We start from the raw sequence: 234 nt of genomic DNA on the forward strand, positions 1-234 counted from the left end.
GTCATTCTTTATTCGAACAGCTGTGTTGAGAGTATATTCAAACGATGATAACAGCGACGTTTCATCAAGAACTTGAGTGCCCAAATAAATATGAATCCCTTTAAACAAAAGAGTGTCTTCATACGCCTGAAAAAGATCAAATACATCTCCAAGTTTCGATACATCTATCCCAAATGGACTTGGAACACCGCCCATTTTTATTTTTGCTCGTGACTCAATTGATTCAGGATTGAT

1 protein-coding gene is annotated in these 234 nt (G+C 36.8%); it reads right to left on the minus strand.

Going from position 1 to position 234, the window contains the following annotated elements; all coding sequences use genetic code 11:
* Positions 1–234, minus strand: a 234-nt coding sequence (locus R0J87_RS24960; protein ID WP_498889718.1) for a hypothetical protein, incomplete at both ends; no start/stop codon positions are given.

The sequence above is a fragment of the Halomonas sp. SIMBA_159 genome (assembly GCF_046536035.1).
Classification (GTDB): Bacteria; Pseudomonadota; Gammaproteobacteria; order Pseudomonadales; family Halomonadaceae; genus Vreelandella; species Vreelandella venusta_A.